The sequence below is a fragment of the Kitasatospora sp. NPDC015121 genome, from assembly GCF_055562955.1.
In genome coordinates, this window is sequence record NZ_JBVHEH010000033.1 from 25,464 (window position 1) to 43,974 (window position 18,511).

General features: G+C 75.7%; 17 protein-coding genes. 11 read left to right on the forward strand and 6 right to left on the reverse strand.

The genetic code is table 11. The features are described from left to right. Nucleotides 1-42 precede the first annotated feature (42 nt). The 3 genes from ACZ3J7_RS34455 (at nt 43) to ACZ3J7_RS34465 (ending at nt 5,273) form a co-directional block, all read left to right on the forward strand. Complete coding sequence (locus tag ACZ3J7_RS34455; protein WP_465627337.1) at nt 43-1,293, forward strand: PucR family transcriptional regulator; 1,251 nt, start codon at nt 43-45, stop codon at nt 1,291-1,293. A gap of 189 nt (nt 1,294-1,482) precedes the next feature. Beyond that, nucleotides 1,483-2,400 (forward strand): helix-turn-helix domain-containing protein, encoded by a 918-nt coding sequence (locus ACZ3J7_RS34460; protein ID WP_465627338.1) that lies wholly within the window; start codon nt 1,483-1,485, stop codon nt 2,398-2,400. 62 nt (nt 2,401-2,462) lie between these two features. Further along, nucleotides 2,463-5,273, forward strand: coding sequence for an AAA family ATPase (locus ACZ3J7_RS34465; protein WP_465627339.1), 2,811 nt, complete (start codon nt 2,463-2,465; stop codon nt 5,271-5,273). 49 nt (nt 5,274-5,322) lie between these two features. On the opposite strand, the gene ACZ3J7_RS34470 is transcribed toward ACZ3J7_RS34465, so the two are convergent. From ACZ3J7_RS34470 to ACZ3J7_RS34480, 3 genes are all read right to left on the reverse strand, one after another. Beyond that, nucleotides 5,323-6,144 (reverse strand): alpha/beta fold hydrolase, encoded by an 822-nt coding sequence (locus ACZ3J7_RS34470; RefSeq protein ID WP_465627340.1) that lies wholly within the window; start codon nt 6,142-6,144, stop codon nt 5,323-5,325. Nucleotides 6,145-6,195: 51 nt separating this feature from the next. Then, nucleotides 6,196-6,885, reverse strand: a complete 690-nt coding sequence (locus tag ACZ3J7_RS34475) for an acetate uptake transporter family protein (RefSeq protein ID WP_465627341.1) — start codon at nt 6,883-6,885, stop codon at nt 6,196-6,198. Between the two features lie 151 nt (nt 6,886-7,036). After that, a complete protein-coding gene (locus ACZ3J7_RS34480) occupies nt 7,037-8,266 on the reverse strand; it encodes a metal-dependent hydrolase family protein (protein WP_465627342.1) in 1,230 nt (409 codons plus the stop codon). 169 nt (nt 8,267-8,435) lie between these two features. Between ACZ3J7_RS34480 and ACZ3J7_RS34485 the strand changes: the two genes are divergently transcribed. Genes ACZ3J7_RS34485 through ACZ3J7_RS34500 form a run of 4 tightly spaced genes read left to right on the forward strand, consistent with a single transcriptional unit; the run spans nt 8,436 to nt 10,670 of the window. After that, on the forward strand, nt 8,436-9,032 hold the full coding sequence (locus ACZ3J7_RS34485; RefSeq protein WP_465627343.1) for a sulfite oxidase-like oxidoreductase: 597 nt from the start codon (nt 8,436-8,438) through the stop codon (nt 9,030-9,032). Between the two features lie 29 nt (nt 9,033-9,061). After that, a complete protein-coding gene (locus tag ACZ3J7_RS34490; RefSeq protein ID WP_465627344.1) occupies nt 9,062-9,661 on the forward strand; it encodes a sulfite oxidase-like oxidoreductase in 600 nt (199 codons plus the stop codon). 15 nt (nt 9,662-9,676) lie between these two features. After that, nucleotides 9,677-10,399 carry an FAD-binding oxidoreductase gene (locus ACZ3J7_RS34495; protein WP_465627345.1) on the forward strand — a complete coding sequence of 241 codons (723 nt, stop codon included), beginning with the start codon at nt 9,677-9,679 and terminating at the stop codon, nt 10,397-10,399. A 19-nt stretch (nt 10,400-10,418) separates the two neighbouring features. Further along, nucleotides 10,419-10,670, forward strand: a complete 252-nt coding sequence (locus tag ACZ3J7_RS34500) for a DUF6510 family protein (protein WP_465627346.1) — start codon at nt 10,419-10,421, stop codon at nt 10,668-10,670. 73 nt (nt 10,671-10,743) lie between these two features. On the opposite strand, the gene ACZ3J7_RS34505 is transcribed toward ACZ3J7_RS34500, so the two are convergent. Then, nucleotides 10,744-11,715 carry an alpha/beta hydrolase gene (locus ACZ3J7_RS34505; RefSeq protein WP_465627347.1) on the reverse strand — a complete coding sequence of 324 codons (972 nt, stop codon included), beginning with the start codon at nt 11,713-11,715 and terminating at the stop codon, nt 10,744-10,746. 201 nt (nt 11,716-11,916) lie between these two features. Beyond that, nucleotides 11,917-12,888: an ABC transporter substrate-binding protein gene (locus ACZ3J7_RS34510; RefSeq protein WP_465627348.1), complete on the reverse strand. Its 972-nt coding sequence runs from the start codon at nt 12,886-12,888 to the stop codon at nt 11,917-11,919. A 228-nt stretch (nt 12,889-13,116) separates the two neighbouring features. On the opposite strand from ACZ3J7_RS34510, the gene ACZ3J7_RS34515 reads away from it, so the two are divergent. From ACZ3J7_RS34515 to ACZ3J7_RS34525, 3 genes are all read left to right on the forward strand, one after another. After that, nucleotides 13,117-14,541 carry an aspartate ammonia-lyase gene (locus ACZ3J7_RS34515; RefSeq protein ID WP_465627349.1) on the forward strand — a complete coding sequence of 475 codons (1,425 nt, stop codon included), beginning with the start codon at nt 13,117-13,119 and terminating at the stop codon, nt 14,539-14,541. Nucleotides 14,542-14,665: 124 nt separating this feature from the next. Further along, entirely contained in the window at nt 14,666-15,199 is a 534-nt protein-coding gene (locus ACZ3J7_RS34520) for a DUF4383 domain-containing protein (RefSeq protein ID WP_465627350.1), read from the forward strand. Nucleotides 15,200-15,235: 36 nt separating this feature from the next. Next, on the forward strand, nt 15,236-15,970 hold the full coding sequence (locus ACZ3J7_RS34525; RefSeq protein WP_465627351.1) for an SDR family NAD(P)-dependent oxidoreductase: 735 nt from the start codon (nt 15,236-15,238) through the stop codon (nt 15,968-15,970). Here ACZ3J7_RS34525 and ACZ3J7_RS34530 read toward each other — a convergent pair. Continuing rightward, nucleotides 15,945-17,216: a cyanophycinase gene (locus ACZ3J7_RS34530; protein WP_465627352.1), complete on the reverse strand. Its 1,272-nt coding sequence runs from the start codon at nt 17,214-17,216 to the stop codon at nt 15,945-15,947. The two genes, ACZ3J7_RS34525 and ACZ3J7_RS34530, sit on opposite strands and share 26 nt — an antisense overlap. A 341-nt stretch (nt 17,217-17,557) precedes the next feature. On the opposite strand from ACZ3J7_RS34530, the gene ACZ3J7_RS34535 reads away from it, so the two are divergent. Beyond that, a complete protein-coding gene (locus tag ACZ3J7_RS34535; RefSeq protein ID WP_465627353.1) occupies nt 17,558-18,511 on the forward strand; it encodes an ABC transporter substrate-binding protein in 954 nt (317 codons plus the stop codon).

Consider the following 18,511-nt stretch of genomic DNA (forward strand, 5'->3'; position numbering starts at 1 on the left):
CCGTCCCGGGGCCAGTAGGAATACGGCCGGGAGGTACGGGAGATGACGACGTGGATCCAGCGCGCCCGCGGGGCGAGCGAGACGGTGCAGGCCCTGGTCGACGGCCTGGCGGAGCGGCTGGGCCGCTCGGTGGTGCTGGACGACCCGCTGATCCGGATGGTGTGCACCAGCCGGCACTTCGGCGACGAGGACCCGGTGCGGGTCCGCACCCTGCTGCAGGGCACCGCGGACGCCGAGCCGGTGCGCCACGTCCTCGCCCAGGGCGTCACCCGCTGGACCGCCCCGGGCTGGACCACCGGCCGGCCCGACCTGGGCCTGCGGCCGCGCTACTGCGTTCCGCTCCGGGAGCGCGGGCACCTGCTGGGCGTCCTCATGGTCGTCGCCGAGGAGGGTGAGCCGGCCCCGGCCCAGCGCGACGCGATCGACGCGACCGGCCGCGCGGTGGCCGTCCAGCTGTACGCGGAGCGCCTCGCCGCCGACGCCGACGACCGGCGCTCCCGCGCCCTGGTCCGGGGGCTGGTGGGCCGCGACGGTCCGGCCCGCGGGGCGGCGCTGCGCGCCCTGGTCGACGACGGACCGCTCTCCGAGGGCCCCACCGCGGTCACCAGGATCGCGGTGAGCGGGCCGCGCGCCGCCGCCGGTCCGGTCGCGGTGGCGCTGCGCGGCGCCCTGGAGGGCTGCCTGCGCACCCGCACCGCCCGCGGGGTGCCGGCGGTGGACGACGACCGCGCCGTCCTGGTGCAGTGCTTCGACCGGGAGCCCGCCGAGGCCGAACTCGCCGAGCAGGCCCGCCGGATCGCCGACGCCCTCGCCCCCTACCTGGGGCCGGGTGCGACCGCGGCGGTCGGTGTCGGCGGCGTGCGTCCCACCCCCGCCGAGGCGTGGGTCTCCGGCGAGCAGGCCCGCACCGCCCTGCGGGCCGCCCGCCGCCTGCCGCACCTCGCCGGCATCGGCGTCTGGGAGCGGCTCGGCGAGTACGGGGTGCTGCTGCAACTGCCCGAGGAGACGCTCACGCCCTCCCTGGTGCCCCGGCCGCTGCGCCGCCTGCTCGACCACCCCCAGCACGCCCGGCTGACCGAGACCCTGGCCTGCTACCTGGAGAACGCGGGGTCCGTCCCGCGGACCGCGCGGGACCTCTGCCTGCACCGCACCTCGCTGTACTACCGGCTGCGCCAGATCCAGGAGGTCACCGGACTGGACCTCGACAGCGGCGCCGACCGCCTGCTGCTGCACCTGGGCCTGCGCCTGGCCGGAGTGCTGGCCGGGACCCGCCCGGTGTCGGCCGCGTCCTGACGCCCCGCCACCACGGCCGCGACAGACCGTGGAACCCCGCCCCCGCGTTCCCTACGCGCGGCGGTGGTGGCCGGGTGCGGCCGCCGCCCAGAATCGGTGGCGCGGCCCGCACCCCCACCACCCCCTCACCTCACACCCCTCACTTCACACCCCTCCTGTCCCGCCCCTCACCTCACGAACGGACCTCCCGTGCGCCTTCCGAGTACCAGCACCCTCCCGCCGACCGCCGCGCCCCGGCCGGACGCGGCGGGCTCGGGCGGCTGCCTCGACCTGCTCCCGGTGGACGGCAACCCGCCCGCCGGGCCCCGCGTCCACGTCACCGTGCACCTGACCGGCCGGGCGGCCCTGCACCGGCCGGAGGGCGAACTGCCGCTCGCGCCGGGCGACCTGGTGGTCAGCGCGGAACCCCGGCCGGCGAACCTGCTGGGGACGGCCGACCGGACGGCCCTGGTGTACCGGGTGCCGTGCGCCGCGCTGGGCGTCTCGCTCGCCGAGGTGCGCGCCGCCGGCGTCCTGCTCGCCCCCGGCGACGAGGGCGTGGGCGCGCTCGCCTCCCGCTTCCTCACCCTGCTCGCCGAGCCGGCCGCCGGGCCGCAGACGCCCGCCCGGGTCCGGCTGGCCCGCAACGCCGCCGACCTGCTCGCCCTGCTGCTCGCCGACCTGCTGGACCGGCAGGGCCCCGCCCGCGCCGACGGCACGGCGGCGCTGCTGAACCGGATCCGCGTCCACATCGAACGGAACCTGGCGGACCCGGCGCTGTCCCCGCAGTCCATCGCCCGCGCCCACCACATCTCCGTCCGCTACCTGCACAAGCTGTTCCAGCAGGACGGCGTGACGGTCGGCCGGTGGGTGCGCCGCCGCCGACTGGAGGCGTGCCGGCAGGAACTGGACCGCCCGCCGCACCGCCGGGCCTCGGTGGCGGCGGTGGCGGCCCGCTGGGGCTTCGCCAACCCCTCCCACTTCAGCCGGGTCTTCCGCGACGAGTACGGGGTGCCGCCCAGCCGCTGGCAGACCGCCCCGACCGGCCCGACCGCCCCGGCCTCGTCGCCTGCCCCGACCGCCCCGACCGCCCCGACCGGCCCGACCGCGGCCCCGCACCCGCGCTGAGCAGCGCTTTCCCCGCCCCGGCCGACCGGCCGACGACCCGCCCGTGGCAGGATGGCCGGGACGTGACGGGCCGGCAGGACGACGGGGGCGACAGCGTGGGCACCACCCGGCAGCGCACCGACGCCGCCCCGGCGCTGTTCGGCCGGGAGCGGGAGACCGCCCGGATCGACGCCCTGCTGGCCACCCTGTCCGGCGGCCCGGGCCCCTCGGTGCTCGTCCTGACCGGTGAACCCGGCGCGGGCAAGAGTTCGCTGCTCGACCACGCCGCCGACCGGGCCGCCGAGGCCGGCGCCCTGGTCCTGCGGGTGCGCGGCAGCGAGAGCGAGCACGGCATCGGCCTGGCGGGGGCGCACCAGCTGCTGCGCCCGCTGCTGCCGGGCGCCGCCCGGCTGCCGGAGAGCCAGCGCCGGGCGCTGCGCGGCGCGTTCGGCATCGGCGCCCGGGCCGGCGAACCGGTCGACCCGCTGCACCTGCGGGTCGGCGCGGCCACCCTGGTCGGCGAGGCCGCCGCCCGGCAGCCGCTGCTGCTGCTCGCCGACGACGTCCAGTGGCTCGACCTCGGCACGCTGGACCTGCTGGCCTTCGTCGGCCGCCGCCTGGACGGCGAGGCCGCCGCCCTGCTGGCCGCCGCCCGCGAGGACACCGTCCCGCCGCGCTTCGACCGGGACTTCGCCCAGGTCGCCGCCGGTCCGCTGGAGCGCGCGGCGGCCGGCCTGCTGCTGGACGCCCAGCCGGTGCCGCCGCGCGGCCGGGCCCGGGCCCGGATCCTGCAGGAGGCGGCCGGCAACCCGCTGGCGCTGGTCGAACTCAGCCGGGCCCTCGCGCACGGCCGGGCCGAGCCCGGGGACGGCCGGTCGCTGCCGCTGACCAGGCGGCTGGAGAACCTGTTCGCCGCCGACCTGCCCGACCTGCCCGCGGACACCCGCCGGGCCCTGCTGCTCACCGCCGCCACCGACACCGGCGAACTCGCCGACGTGGTCGGCGCCTGGGGCGGCCCGGACTGCCTGCGCGCCCTGGAACCCGCCGAACGCGCCGGCCTGGTCCGAGTCGAGGAGGGACGGCTGCGGTTGCGGCACCCGTTGGTGCGCTCCGCCGTCTACCGGGCGGCCCCGTTCGCCGAGCGGCGCGCCGCCCACCTGGCGCTCGCCGACGCGCTCGCCGCCCAGCCCGACCGGCGGGCCTGGCACCTGGCCGCCGCCGCGACAGGCCCCGACGCCGAGGTCGCCGACGCGCTCGCCGCCAGCGCCGACCGCTCCCGCGGCCGCGGCGGGCACGCCGCCGCCGCGGCCACCCTGGAACGGGCCGCCGACCTCACCCCCGACCCGGCGCCGCGCTGCGCGCGCCTGCTGGCCGCCGCCCGCGCGGCGATGTTCGCCGGGCACCCGCAGTGGGTCGGCGACCTGACCGCGAAGGTCCCCGACCTCACCGACGACCCGGTGCTGCGCGCCGACGCCGGCATCCTCAACGGCTGGGCGCTCGGGGTGACGCTGCGGCACGACGACGCGCTGACCGGGCTGCTGGGCGTCGCCGCGGAGCGGGTCGAGGCCGACCCGGGAGTCGCCCTCACCGCCCTGAGCATGGCCTCCTCCGCCGCGCTCGCCTCCGGCGACCCGTTCCACCGGGCCGAACTCGGCCGCCTGGCCGCGCTCACCGCCCGGGTGCCCGACCCGACCGCGCAGGCCTGGATCGGGACCGTGCTCGCCCCGCACACCGGCCGGCGCCGCGCCCTGGAGCTGCTGGCGGCCGCCCGCGCGGCGATGCCGGAGGACAGCCTCTCCGACCTCACCGTGCTCGGCGGCGCCGCCTGGTGCCTGGACGAGACGGAACTCGCGCTCGACCTGCTCGGCCGGGCCCTGGCGCACCTGCGCCGGGCCGGCACCGCGGGCAGCAACGCCACCGTCTCGCAGGCGATCGCCCTGGCCCAGTACGAGTCCGGGGCGTGGACGGCGGCCCGCTCCAGCACCGAGGACACCCTGTGGATGGCCGCCGAGGCCGGCGCCGACCTGCCCGCCACCGGCACCCGGATCCTGCAGGCCACCCTCGACGCCCGGCAGGGCGACCCGGCCGCCGCCGAGCGCGCCGAGCGGGCCGTCCACGGCGTCGACCTGGGCCGCTCGCTGGCCCTGCGGGTCCGCCACCGCGCGGTCCGGTCGATCGCCGCGACCGTCGCCGGGGACCACGCCGAGGCGTACCGGCAGCTGCGCGCCGTCTTCACCCGCGACATCAGCCCCCGGCCGGTGCACTACCACGCGTCCCCCTACTACCTGGGCGACCTCGCCGCCGCGGCCGTTCGCGCGGACCGGGTCGAGGACGCCCGGGCCGTCCTCGCCGCCGTCGAACCCGGCCTCGGCGCCGACCGCTCGCCGCGGCTGCACGCCGTGGTCTCCCGGGCCGCCGCGCTGCTCGCCGAACCCGGCGCCGCCGAGGAGCACTTCCGCGCGGCGCTCGCCGACCCGGCCGGCGCCGGCTGGCCCTTCGAACGGGCCCTGGCCCAGCTCGACCACGCGGAGTGGCTGCGCCGGCAGCGCCGGCCCGCCGAGGCGCGGCCGCTGCTGGGCGCCGCCCTGGACACCTTCCGGCGGTTGGATGCCCGGCCCTGGCGGGACCGGGCGGCCGCCGAGCTGCGGGCCGCCGGCGCGGACGTCCCGGACCCCGGCAGTGGCGGCCCGCGAGCCGAACTGACCCCGCAGGAACGGCAGATCGCCGAGCTGGCCGCCCGGGGCCTGACCAACCGCGACATCGCGGCCCGCCTCTACCTGTCCCCGCGCACCGTCGGCTACCACCTGCGGAAGGTGTTCGCCAAGCTCGGCGTCCGCGCCCGGGCCGGCCTGCGCGACGCGCTGGCGGAAACCGGACCGGGCGGACCGGGCTGAGCACGCCACCCCGTGCCCGCCCGGTCCGCCCGGAGTACCCCGCGTCGGCTCATCCGGCCGCGAACGCCAGCAGGTCCGCGACGAACTCGGCCTCGAACTCGCCGACCAAGCCGTGCGGCGCCCCGGCGTAGACCTTCAGCGTGCCCTGCGGCAGCAGCCGCACGCTCTTCTCCGCGGCGGCCGCGATCGGCACGATCTGGTCGTCGTCGCCGTGCGCGACCAGCACCGGCACGTCGATCTTCTTCAGGTCCTCGGTGAAGTCGGTCTCCGAGAACTGCGCCACGCAGTCCAGCGCCGCCTTGTGCCCGGCCTGCATCCCCTGCAGCCAGAACTCGCGGCGCTTGCCCTCCGACACCTGCGCCCCGGGCCGGTTGAATCCGTAGAACGCCTCGCTCAGCTCGTAGTAGAACCGCGAGCGGTCGGCCGCCACCCCGGCCCGGATCCCGTCGAAGGCCTCCAGCGGCGTCCCCTCCGGGTTGTCCGCGGTCCGCAGCATCAGCGGCGGGACGGCGCCCAGCAGCACCGCCTTCGCCACCCGGTCGCCGCCGTGCCGCGCCAGGTAGCGCACCACCTCGCCGCCGCCGGTGGAGTGCCCCACCAGGACGGCGTCACGCAGGTCCAACCGCTCGACCAGTTCGGCGAGGTCGTCCGCGTACTGGTCCATGTGGTTGCCCTCCCAGGTCTGGGTGGAGCGCCCGTGGCCGCGCCGGTCGTGGGCGATCGCCCGGAACCCGGCCTCGCCCAGGGCCACCGAGACCGTGTCCCACGCGTCGGCGTTCAGCGGCCAGCCGTGCGAGAGGACCACCGGCCGGCCGGTGCCCCAGTCCTTGTAGAACTTCTGCGAACCATCGGCGAGCGTCAGGTAAGGCATCGTCAAAACCCTTTCATTGCAAGCAAGTTGTCGTAGGAGAACCGGAGCCGGTCAGAGGGTGCGGCGGACGCCGGCCTGCCGTTCGAGGTCCCGCAGCTGGACGCCGAGGTCGCCCTCCACCGCGTGGTGCGCCGGACCGCTGCGCCCGATCGGCAGCACCTCGACGCCGCGCATGTCCTCCAGCATCAGCGCGAACGCCGTGTACAGCGCGACCGCCGCCAGCAGCAGCCCCAGGCCCCCGGAGAGCCGCAGCGCCCACCCGGCGCCGCCCAGCCCCGCCAGCGCCCCCGCCGCGAACCGCGGCACCGCCGCGCACAGCACCAGCCACAGCGCCCGCTTGCGCCCCGCCACCGCCGCCATCGACAGCGCGAACAGCGCGAACACGGCGTTCAGCACGCCCAGCACCCGGCCCCCGCCCACCGGGTCGAGCACCAGCACCGCCGCACTGGCCAGCCACAGCCCGGAGAAGCACCCCATCAGCGTCGCGGCCAGCACGTCCCGGGCGCCGAGCGCGAAGAGCGCGACGACCAGTTGCAGCACGAACGCCGGCAGGACCACCAGCCCCACCGCCCGCCGCGCCCCCTCCTCGAAGCACCCGAGCTGGAAGCAGCCCACCACCACCGAGGCGATGGCCACCGTCCAGAACCCCAGCGGCATCGGCGACGCGATCGGCCGCAGGTTGATCCGCGTCATCCCCCGCAGGTCCGGTTCGAACCGGCGCTCCCCGCTGCCCGTGGCCATGCTCCGCTCCGTCTCCGCCGGCTCTCTCCGGTGCCGCCGGGTCGTTCCCGCCGGCACCGCCACGCTAGGACCGCCCGCCGCCCCCGGCTGCTCCGTCCCGGCACCGCGCCACGCCTGTCGGCGCACCGCGCCCCGACCGGACGGACGGGCCTCAGGGGCGCCGGTGGACCGTGCCCGCCCGCATGACGAAGTCGACCTGGCCGGTGAGGGTGATGTCCGCGAACGGGTCGCCGGGGACGGCGACCAGGTCGGCGGCCTTGCCAGGGGCGAGGACGCCCAGGTCGTCGAGGCCGAGCAGGTCGGCGGCCACGCTGGTGGCCGCCCGCAGGGCCCGGGCGGGGGAGATGCCGGTGGAGACCATGGCGGGGAACTCCCGCCAGTTCTCGGCGTGCGGGAACATGCCCGCGTCCGTGCCGAAGGCGATCTTGACGTCGCTCTCGGCGACGGCCGTCGCGGCCTCCAGCAGGGCCTCCCGGTAGCGCCGGAACTTGGCCCGCTTGTGCGGCGGCTTGCCCGCCCAGTGGGCGTCGTCGTCGACCTGCCGGGCACTGGTCAGCACGGTGTACTGGGTGGGCACCAGGAACACCCCGCGCTCGGCCATCAGCCGCAGGGTCGCCGCGGAGGCCAGGTTGCCGTGGTCGACGCTGCGCACCCCGGCCAGCACGGCGCGCCGCACCCCCTCGTCGCCGTAGCAGTGCGGGGTGGAGGGACGGCCCAGGTCGCGGGCGGTGGCGACGAGGGCGTCCATCTCCTCCTGGCTGTAGGTGACCTGGGACGGGTCGTCGGACGGGCTGGAGAAGCCGCCCGTCGCCGCGAACTTGATCCAGTCGGCGCCCGCCCGGACCTCGGTCCGGACCCTGGTGCGGATCTCGTCGGGGCCGTCGGCCGCCGCGAGCTCCAGCGGCCGCCCGGGGCCCTGGTACTGGTCGGCGACCGCCGCGCTGAAGTCGCCGTGGCCGCCGCGCGCCGAGATCATGTGCGGCGCGACGAGCATCCGCGGTCCGGTGACCAGCCCGGCGGCCACGGCGTCGCGCAGGTCGAGGGTGTTGTAGCCGCCGTCCGCGGTCATCAGGTCGCGGACGGTGGTGAACCCGTTCATCAGCAGCGTCCGCAGTACCGGCAGCGCCCGCAGGGCGACGGCCACCGGGGAGGAGACCAGCGCCGGCACGAGGGCCGGGACGAGCGTGACGTGGGTGTGGCAGTCGATGAAGCCCGGCATCAGCGTGTGCCCGGTCAGGTCCAGCACCTCGGCCCCGTCCGGCGGCCCGATGCCCTCCCCGACGGCGGAGATCCGGTCCCCGACGACCAGGACGTCGCGCCGTCCGACCGGCGCGTCGGCCAGGCCGTCCCAGACGTCCGCGCCCTTCAGGAGCGTGGTCATGCCCTGCCTCCTCCGTCGGCGGCGTGCCTCGACACGGTCACCGTAAGCGCCGGTGGGGCGCGGCGCACCCGCCGGAGCCGATGTGCGGGGCCGGGCGAACGGGCCTTTGATGGGAGGGCGGCGCCCACGGGCCCGCGTCCGCCTGCCGGCTCCCGAGCGGAGGTCCCGCATGAGCCTGTCACCCGGTTTCTCCGGCCGCCGAGGCTTCGACACGTCCCGCCTGCCGCCCGGCCAGTACCCGACGTACGACTTCCCCGTGCTGTCCGCCGGGCCCACGCCCGAGGTCGACACCGCGGAGTGGGAGTTCACCCTCGACACCGAGACGGGGCAGCACACCGCCTGGACGTGGGAGCGGTTCCTGGCCCTGCCGCAGCAGGAGGTCACCACCGACCTGCACTGCGTCACCCGCTGGTCGAAGTTCGACACCCGCTGGCGCGGCGTCTCCCTCGACACCCTCCTCGCGGACGCCGAGACCTCGGCGGACTTCGTGATCGCCCACTGCCACGGCGGCTACACCACCAACCTGCCGCTGGAGGACGTCCTCGACGGGCGGGCGTGGATCGTCCACGAGTACGACGGGTTCCCGCTCTCGCCCGAGCACGGCGGCCCCGCCCGGCTGCTGGTGCCGCACCTGTACCTGTGGAAGTCCGCGAAGTGGGTGCGCGGCCTGACCCTCAGCCCGGTCGACGAACCCGGCTTCTGGGAGGCCGCCGGCTACCACAACCACGGCGACCCCTGGCGCGAACAGCGCACCTGGCAGGACTGACCGCCCCCGGACGCACGAGGAGCCCGACGATGGCGACACTCACCCCCGGATTCCACGGCCACCGCCGCACCCGCGGCGACCGCCTCCCGCCCGGCCAGTTCCGCACCGAGGACTTCCCGGTGCTCTCCGCCGGGCCGACCCCCGACGTCCCGCTCGACCGATGGGAGTTCACCCTCACCACGGAGAACGGCGAACGGCACCGGTGGAACTGGCAGGAGCTGACGGCCCTGCCGCAGCAGGAGGTCACCACCGACCTGCACTGCGTCACCCGCTGGTCGAAGTTCGACACCCGCTGGCGCGGCGTCTCCCTCGACACCCTGCTGGCGGACATCACCACCCGGGCCCGCTACGCCCTCGCCGAGTGCTACGGCGGCTACACCACCAACCTGCCGCTGGAGGACCTGCGGGGTGGGAAGGCGTGGATCGCCCACACCTACGACGGCGAACCCCTGGCCGCCGAGCACGGCGGCCCCGCCCGGCTGCTGGTGCCGCACCTGTACTTCTGGAAGTCCGCGAAGTGGATCACCGGCCTCACCCTCGGCCGCACCGACCGGCGCGGCTTCTGGGAGCAGCTCGGCTACCACGACTACGGCGACCCGTGGCGCGAGCAGCGCACCTGGACCGACTGAGGCGAGGCCCAGGAGATGAGCGACTGGCGCCGGGCCGAACTGCGGGCCCGGACCCCCGAGAGCGACACCGCACGCACCCTCCACCTGACCGTGGCCGGCTGGCCCGGCCACCTGCCCGGCCAGCACGTCGACGTCCGGCTCACCGCGGACGACGGCTACCGGGCGGTGCGCAGCTACTCCCTCTCCGCGCCCGCGGACGGCGACCGGATCGAGCTCTCCGTCCAGCCCGCCCCGTTCGGCGAAGTCTCCCCGTACCTCGCCGAGGACTTCCCGGTCGGCGCCGCGATCGAGGTCACGGGCCCGCTCGGCGGCTGGTTCGTCTGGAAGCCCGGACGGCCCGGGCCCGTCCTGCTGGTGGCCGGCGGCTCCGGCGTCGCGCCGCTCGCCGCCATGCTGCGCGCCCGGCTCGACCTCGGCGGCGACGGGCCCCCGTTCCACCTGGCCTACTCGCTGCGCGACCCCGGGCAGCGCTGGTTCGGCGCCCTGCTGGACGGCGTCGCCGAGGCCGAGGACCCCGCCGTCACCGCCGCCTGCCTGTACACCCGCACCGCCCCGCCCGGGCACCCCCGGCCGGTCGGCCGGATCACCGCCGCCGACCTCGACCTGCCGGGCTTCCGGCCCGCCGACGCGGCCCTCGCCTTCGTCTGCGGGCCCACCGCCTTCGTCGAGAAGGCCGCCGGCCTGCTCGTCCACCTCGGCCACCGCCCCGACCTCGTCCGCACCGAACGGTTCGGCTGACACCCTCCCGGGAGACCCCATGCGTGACGGAAACGCCCTCGCCGGCCCGCTGTCCGAGCTGTTCCTCCCCGACCCCACCACCGCCCTGCGCCTGTGCCCCGGCTGCGGCAGTGACGCCGCCCTGGCGGCCCTGCACGTCTACGACCAGGGCCCGGCCGCCGTCGCCCGCTGCCCCCGCTGCTCCGAGATCGCCTTCCGCGTCGCCCGCCACCCCGGCCAGCTGTGGTTCGACTTCGGCGGGGGCGGGGCCCTGCGCTTCCGGACCGCCTGACCCGGCCCGCGCCGACGCGCCGCACCGGCCCTCCCCCCGGGGAAGCGGGGGGAGGGCCGGTGCGGCGCGGTGCTCAGCTGTCGTGCAGGGCCTTCTTCAGGGCCTCGACGGCGAGGTGGCGGGCGACGTTGGCGGCCCGGGTGTCGCGCAGGCTGTCCAGGAGCAGGAAGTCGTGGACCATGCCGGCGACCCGGACGGCGGTGACGTCGACCCCGGCCTCGCGGAGCTTGTTGGCGTACTGCTCGCCCTCGTCGCGCAGCACGTCGGCCTCGTCGGTGATGACCAGGGTGACGGGGAGGCCGCGCAGGTCCTCCAGCGGGGTCTGGAGGGGGGAGGCGTGCGGCTCCTTGCGCTGGCCCGGGTCGGAGTACTGGTCCCAGAACCAGATCATGCCGTCGCGGGTGAGGTAGTAGCCCTCGGCGAACTGCCGGTAGGACGGGGTGTCGAAGTCGGCGTTGGTGACCGGGTAGAGGAGCACCTGGGCCTTGAGGTCCAGGCCGCCGCGCTCCTTGTTCATGTTCGCGAAGACGGCGGACATGCAGCCGCCGACCGACTCGCCGGTCACGGCGACGCGGGAGGCGTCCAGGCCGTGTTCGGCGCCGTGCTCCTGCAGCCAGCGGCCGACCGCGTAGTTCTGCTCGACCTGGGTCGGGTACTTCGCCTCCGGCGCCCGGTCGTAGACCGGGAAGACGCCGGCCGCGCCCGCGCCGACCGCCAGCTCGCGGAACAGCCGGTCGTGGGTCCTGTCGTCGCCGAACACCCAGCCCGCGCCGTGGATGTAGAACACCACGGGCAGCGGGCCGGTCGCGCCCTTGGGCTTGATGATCCGGGTGCGGACCCGCCCCCACTCGCCCGCGTCGACGGTCACCCACTCCTCGTCCACGGCCGGGCGCTCGACGCCCTCGCCGCTCTGCAGGCCCAGCAGGATGTCCCGGCCCTCGGGCGGCGGCACCTCGTAGATCCGCGGGTGCGGGTCGGTGGCCTTGGCGAGCTCGGCCGCGGCCGGCTCCAGGTAGGGGGTGATCGGCGGGGGAAGCTGCGTCATGTCGACTCCACGGTGGAGGACCACGGGCGGGCGGGGTGCCCGCCCGGCTCCGGCACGGCCGGGGCATGCAACAAACTAGGAGGAAACCGGACGAACGCCCTGCCGGGAGGGCCGAACGGGAGTCCGCGCCGACGGGGGCCGTCGTCCCCGGGCCCCGCCGGACCGGCGGCGCCCGGGGACGGACCGGTGGCCGAGGGGCCGTCAGTCGAGGGCGCCGTTGACCGTGGCCTCCGGGATGGCGATGCCGGGCACGTGGTGGGCCTCCAGGATCCGGGCGTAGGAACCGTCGTCCATCAGGGACTGGAGCGCGGCCCGGATCGCCTCCTTCAGCCCGGGGGCCGACTTCGAGACGCCGATCCCGATCGGCGAGGCGCTCGTCGGTCCGACGGCCGCCTCGCCCAGGACGGCCTCGAACGTCGCGCCCCCGTCGGCGGTGTCCGCGACGTAGCCGGCCGTCACCTCGTCGAGGAAGTCCGCCGACACCTTGCCCGCGCGGAGCGCGAGCTGCGCCTCGGAGTCCTTCGGGAAGGCGAGGACGGTGATCGGCGGCCTGCCCTGCTCCCTGCACAGCTCCTGGCGCTGGTCGAGGATCCTCTGGTGGTTGGTGCCGGTCTGCACCGAGACGTTCTTGCCGCACACGTCGGTGACGGCCCTGATGCCGTCGGGGTTGCCCTTCCGGACCAGCCAGCCCGGCCCGGCGTTGACGTAGTCGACGAAGTCGACGACCTGCTCGCGGGCCTTCTTGTCCGTCATGGCGGACATGACGGCGTCGAACTTGCCCGCCTGCACCGCCGGGAGGAGGCCGTCGAACTTCTGGCCGGTGAACTCGAACTCGACGCCCAGCCGCGCGCCGATCGCCCGGCCCAGGTCGGGGTCGATGCCGGTGATCTCGCCGCCGCCCTCGGAGGCGTACATCTCGAAGGGCGGGTAGGGCAGGTCGGTCGCGACCCGGACCCTGCCCGCCTTCCGGACCGCCTCTGGCAACGTGGCGGCGAGCTTCGGGTCGGCCGTGATCGTGACGCCCTCGACGACGGCGGTGGTCGGCGCGGCGGCCCCGCCGCCACCGGCCGGGCCGGCGGCGGACGATCCGCACCCGGTCAGCGCGAGGGCGCAGGCGGCCGCCAGGGCCAGGGAGGTGATCGTCCTGATCGTGGTGGTGCCGGGAGAGGTCATGGCAGGAGTCCTTCGGTCAGGCGCCTCCCGGGTGGGCGGCGCGAACAGAAGTTACATCTCAGCCTCTTTCGCAGATAATGTAGCGACAGTTACAGTCATGCAACGATGGCTGACCATCCGATGACTAAGGCTGTTACCCCATCGATGCGTTACCAAAGAGCCGATAGTTGCCCGCCCTGAAACGCACAGTACGAGCTGTGCGGCATCCGCGACCGATCCCGGGACACCGTGAACCCCCACCCGACACCCACCGAACCCGCCGACGCCCCCCGCCGCGTCGAGCACGACCTCCTCGGCGCGCGCGAGCTGCCCGCCGGCGCCTACATCGGCATCCACACCCTCCGGGCCACCGAGAACTTCCCGCTGACCGGGACGCCCGTCTCCGTCCACCCCGAACTCGTCACCTCCCTCGCCGCGGTGAAGCAGGCCGCGGCGCTCGCCCACCGGGACCTGGGCGTCCTGGACGCCCGCCGCTGCGACGCCGTCGTCGCCGCCTGCCAGGAGATCCGCGCCGGGCGCTGGCACGAGCACTTCGTCGTCGACGTCCTCCAGGGCGGCGCCGGCACCTCCACCAACATGAACGCCAACGAGGTCATCGCGAACCGGGCCCTGGAGCTGCTGGGGAGCGTGCCCGGCGACTACGCGCTGCTCAGCCCCCACGACCACGTCAACCTCGGCCAGAGCACCAACGACGCCTACCCGACGGCGGTGAAGCTCGCGCTGCACGCGGCCGCCCACGCGCTCCTGCCGGCCATGGGGCGCCTCGCCACCGCGCTCGCCGGCCGCGCCACCGCCTTCCAGGACGTCGTCAAACTGGGCCGCACCCAGCTGCAGGACGCCGTGCCCATGACGCTCGGCCAGGAGTTCGGGGCCTTCGCGCTCGGGGTCCGCGACGACGTCGCCGTCCTGCGCCGATCCACCCGCGCCCTGGGCGAGGTCACCATGGGCGGCACCGCCATCGGCACCGGCCTCAACGCCCACCCCGGCTTCGCGCGGGCCTGCGCCGACCACCTCGCCCGGATCACCGGAGTGCCCGTGCGCCCGGCCCGCGACCTCGTCGAAGCCACCCAGAGCACCGGGGCGTTCATCGAACTCTCCCACGCCCTCAAGCGGTTCGCGCTGCGCCTGGTCAAGCTCTGCAACGACCTGCGCCTGCTGTCCTCCGGCCCCCGGGCCGGATTCGCCGAGATCAGGCTGCCCGAGCTGCAGGCCGGCTCCAGCATCATGCCCGGCAAGGTCAACCCGGTCGTCCCCGAGGCCGTCACCCAGGTCTGCTTCGACGTCGTCGCCGCCGACACCGCGGTCTCGCTGGCCGCGCAGGCGGGCCAGCTCCAGCTCAACGCCTTCGAGCCGCTGATCGCCCACCGCCTCCTGACCGCGCAGCGCCGGCTCGCCGCCGCCTGTTCCCTGCTCGCCACCGCCTGCGTCGAGGGGATCCGGGCGGACGCCGAGCGGACGTACGGCCACGCCAGCGGGTCCGCCGCCCTCGCCACCGCGCTCAACCCGGTCCTCGGCTACGAGCTGGCCACCGAGCTGGCGCGGCGCGCGGCGGCGCGGCGGCGCCCGGTGCGCGAGGTCGCGGGGGAGGCGGGGGTGCTGCCGCCCGAGGTCCTCGACGCCCTCCTCGACCCCCGCCGCCTGGCCGGCGGGTAGCCCGCGCCCGGCGGGTCCGGCGCGCCGAACGCTGCACAGACGCTGCGACTTCCGGCGGTCGGCCCGGCGGGGGACAGTCGGTCGCGGGGGGCACCGTTCCCACCGCACGAGATGGAGCACTGTCATGGACTTCCGCGACGAGCTTCCCGTCGACCACCGGCTCGCCAACGTCTACCGGATCGGAGCGGGACTGTGCGGCGTGGCGCTGCTGGTCTTCGGCTGCCTGGGCCTGGCGGACGGCCTGGCCTTCTTCAGCACCGACGGCGAGCGGATCGCCGGGCTGTCGAGCAACGGCCTGCTCAGCCTGGTCTCCATCGCCACCGCGGTGGTGCTGATCGCCGGGGCGGTGATCGGCGGCAACACCGCGTCCACGGTCAACATCGTGGTGGGCACCCTCTTCGTCCTGAGCGGGTTCGTCAACCTCGCCCTGCTCGACTCGGGTGCCAACGTGCTGGCGTTCCGGATCCCCAACGTCGTCTTCAGCTTCGCGATGGGCCTGGTCATCGCCACGTTCGGCATGTACGGCCGGGTCAGCTCCAAGCTCCCGCTCGACAACCCGTACTGGCGGCACCGCCACCCGGAGGCGGCCCGGCCCGGCACCGCGCTGCCGCTGGGTGACCCGGCGCCCCGCCCGGGCCTCACCGGCCCGGCCCGCTGAGGCGGGCGGATCCGGCCACCGGGAAGGAGGAGGACTGTGGACGTCGACGGGGCGCGCCTGCTCGTGGTGGGCGCCACGGGGGAGCTCGGCGGGCTGGTGGCCGGGCTCGCGGCCGACCGCGGGGCCCGCGTGGTCCCGGCCGGCCGGGACGCCGGGCGGCTCGCCGCGGTCGCCCGGCGCGTCGGCTGCCCGCACCCGCAGGCGGTCGACGCGTACGACCTCGACCGCTGCGCGGAGCTGGCCGGCCGGGCCGCCGCGGGCCTGGGCGGACTCGACGCCGTCCTCGTCACCGTCGGCGTCGTGGCGTTCGGGCGGGCCGAGGACACCTCCGCCGCGACCGAGGAGCACCTGATGACGGTCAACGCGCTGGCCCCGGTCGCCGTCCTGCGCGGGGCGCTCCGGGTCGTCGGCGGGGGCGGCGGCGCCGGTGCCGTCGGCGCCGTCACCGGGGTCGTCGTCGAGCGGCCCGTGGTCTCGGCGGCCGCCTACCGCGCGTCGAAGACGGCGCTCGGCGGATGGCTGGAGACCGCCCGGCGGGAGCAGCGCGGCCGGGCGGTCAGCGTCCTGGAGGCCCGGCCGCCCCACCTGGCGACCGGTTTCGCGGAGCGCGCCGTCGCCGGGAGCCCGCCGCGGCTGCCGGCCGGGGACGACCCCGGCCGGTGGGCCGCCGCGATCCTCGACGCGCTGTTCGCCGGCGCGGAACTGCTCCGCCCGGACCCCGGCGACGGTCGGACCCCGGTGGTGGTCAGTAGACGTACAGGTGGGTGGTGAGGTTGGCGAAGGAGACCGCGGTGCCGCTCTTCCAGGCCCGGTAGCCGGCGCCCTTGGTGAGGTCGGCCTCGAAGGTGGGGCCGCTCTCGTAGCTGATGCCGTACTGGGTGGTGCTGCGGCCGGCGGCGACGAGTTCCCTGGCCATCCTGACCAGCTGGTAGGGGTGGTCGGTGGGGGAGTTCGGCGAGGAGAAGACGTCGCTCCAGCGGCTGCCGACCGTCCCGGTGGTGGGGGCGTAGGCGGGCTTGGTGGAGGTGGTGGTCCAGGTGGCGGGGGCGTAGGTGTCGCCGCTGGTGAGGTAGCTCCACTTGACGCCGTCGACCGACCAGTAGCCGCTGTGGGTGCCGACGGTGTCGCCCCGCAGGTCGAGGACGGAGACGCCGTTGGTGCCGACCACGCTGTCGGTCTCGTCGGCGGTGCCGGGGGCCGTGACGACCAGGGCGGTGTCCTCGTCGATGCCGAAGGCGCGGGTGTGGCCGGTGGCGGCGGCGAGGCGGACGATCCGGCCCTCGCGGCCGCGGGCGGCGAAGTGGGTGTCGACCAGGCCGGAGGTGAAGAAGCCGAAGCCGCCCGCGGGCCGGTAGCTGAGGTCGTCGGGGTGGCTGTCGCTGATGCTGGTGTACGGCCCGTAGCGCAGGGCGTCCCAGCTCTCGCCGCCGGTGACCATGTCGCGGCCGTTGGTGATGGTGGTGCCGGCGCTGGTGCCCATGATCGCGGCGCCCGCGGCGAACCTGGCGCGGATCGCGGCGAGCGCGGGGGAGTCGCTGTCGTCGCTCCGCAGCAGGGTGGCCACCAGCCGGCTCTGGTCGCCGCCGCCGAAGAAGAAGCCGGTCATCGAGCCGATCTGGTCGAGGACGGCCTGGCTGGAGTTGTTGCCGACGTGGTCGAGGTCGATCGGGATCCACTGGGCGTCGGCCGCGCCGTAGGTGTTCTTCAGCAGGCCGGTGTAGTAAGCGCCGTTGCAGACGGAGTTGCTGCAGGTGGCCGGGTCGTTCGCGTTCGGGTCGTCGGCGGGGACGACGGAGGCGGCGGTGATCACGCCGATCCGGGCGCCGGAGCCGCCGGACCTGGCGACGAAGGTGCCGTAGACGGCGCTGTTGGTGTCGGCGATGGCGCCGCCGCCCAGGATCAGGGCGCCGGGGCCGGTGGCGGCGTGCGCCGCGCCGGCGGGCGTGAGGACGCCGAGTGCCGCGGTGAGGGCGGCGGCGACGGTGAGGGCGGAGGTGCGGCGAGCGGTGGAGGGCACTGGCTGCTCCGAGGGGGCGGGCCCGGGCGCGGTGGGGTGCGCCGGGCGGGAGGGCCTGGGCGGCGGGGCGCGCGCAGGCGGGTGCGCGGACGGTCGGCGCGGTGCGACGATCCGTCGGCAGAAACGGAACATACAGATGTAGTGCTGATGGCGAAAGATGTAACGGATGACCGGGGGAGAACTTTGACTTTCTGAGCCCCCATCAGCGGTTTGCCGGGGGCCCGCCGAGCGTTATGCATTCGTAGCCTTCATTACATATAGCCACGAAGTTGGTTTAGCTGTAACGTCCTGGCGTGCGGCGCGGCCCCTCGGCGCCGCTCAGGTCCCCGAAAGGTTGCTCCGTGAACTCCTCAGCCACCCGCAGATCGGCCCTGCCGGCCGCCCTCGCCCTGTGCGGCGCCCTCGCCCTGACCGCCTGCGGGAGCGGCGGGACCGGCGCCCCCGCCGCCACCGCCGGACCGGTCACGGTGGCCGGCGTCGTCATCACCCCCGACCGGGCCCTGCACGACGCGCTGCCCGCCGCCGTCAGGAAGTCCGGGAAGGTCCGGGTCGCCACCGACCTCCCGTACCCGCCGTTCGAGATGTACGTCTCCGAGGGCGGCAAGGAGATGACCGGCCTCGACTACGACCTCGGGCAGGCGCTCGGCGCCAAGCTCGGCGTCCGGTTCGAGTTCCAGGCGCAGAAGTTCGACGGCATCGTCCCCGCCCTGCAGGCCGGCAAGTACGACGTCGCGATCAGCGCCATCACGGACAACAGGGAGCGCGAGCAGGTCGTCGACTTCGTCGACTACTCCGTCTCCGGCAGCGGCGTGCTGGTCGCCGAGGGCAACCCGGAGCGGATCACCACCCTCGACGACCTGTGCGGGCGCGCCGTCGCCGTGCAGACCGCCACCAACCAGCAGAAGCTCCTGGAGCAGCACCAGGACAGGTGCCGCGAGCTCGGCAGGGGGGCCGTCGACGTCCAGGCCTTCCCCAAGGACTCCGACGCCCAACTCGCCCTGCGCTCCGGCAAGGTGGTCGCCGACGTCCTCACCAAGCCGGCCGCCGGCTGGACCGCGAAGACCGCCGACGGCGGCGCCGCGTTCGACGTCGTCGACGACCCGGCCGCGCTCGGCGGCTACCACGCCTCCCCGAACGGCGTCGCCGTCGCCAAGAACCTGCCGGAGCTGACCGACGCGGTGCAGAAGGCCCTCCAGGCGCTGATCGACGACGGCTCGCTCGCCAGGATCTACGACACGTACGGCGTGGCCTCCATCGCGGTGAAGCAGGCCACCAGGAACGGCGCGGTGGACTGA